Source organism: Streptomyces sp. PT12, assembly GCF_003311645.1.
GTDB lineage: Bacteria > Actinomycetota > Actinomycetes > Streptomycetales > Streptomycetaceae > Streptomyces.
This window is the reverse complement of the sequence record NZ_QEST01000041.1, coordinates 1-725: the sequence shown is the minus strand read 5'-3', so window position 1 is coordinate 725 and position 725 is coordinate 1. Positions and strand designations below refer to the sequence as shown.

General features: G+C 68.4%; 1 protein-coding gene. It reads right to left on the bottom strand.

Going from position 1 to position 725, the window contains the following annotated elements:
- Window positions 1-116 precede the first annotated feature (116 nt).
- Window positions 117-725 (bottom strand): site-specific integrase (locus tag DEH69_RS04195; RefSeq protein WP_147255403.1); only part of this gene is annotated, 609 nt, incomplete at its 5' end.

Sequence of the window (725 nt, the reverse complement as noted above, 5' to 3'; positions counted from 1 at the left end):
CTACGGATCAGAAGGTTGCAGGTTCGAATCCTGCCGAGCGCGCACCAGGTCAGAGCCCCGTTTCATGATCGGAACGGGGCTTTCGCATGCCATACAGCAGCGAGTACAGCAACGGTCTACCCGCCGCCGAACCCTCCGGCGAGCCGCTGCAACGCCTCCCGCACCTGCTCCTCGGTGGCCTCGGCGTAGACCTCAAGCGTCATGGCGATCTGCGAGTGCCGCAGGATGCGCTGCGCGATCTTGGGGTGCACCTTGAGGGCGACGAGGAGCGAGCTGGTGGTGTGCCGGGTGTTCCTGAGCGGGATGACCCGTACGCCGTCCCGGCGGGCTCGCACGGCGAAGTGCCGGGTGAGGTTCCCGGGCTCGATCGGGGTGCCGTACCTGGTGGTGAAGATCAGGCCGTGCCGGTCCTGCCACAACTCACCGGCCGCCCGCTTGGCGTCGAGCTGCTGCTGACGGCGGAGCCGGAGTGCGGTGAGGCACAGGTCCGGGAGCGGAAGGAAGTCGTCTGAGTCCTCGGTCTTGGTCTCCCGGTGCAGGATCTCCCGGCCGGCCCGCCGGAGTTGGTGGTCAACGTAGAGCTCGCCGGTGTCGAAGTTCACCGAGTCCCAGGTGAGCCCCAGGACCTCTCCGCGCCGCAACCCGAGCACGAGCGCCAGGACCCAGGCCGCGTACAACGGGTCGCCGTTGCCCGCCGCCTGCTCCAGAAACCGGCTCGCTTCCGG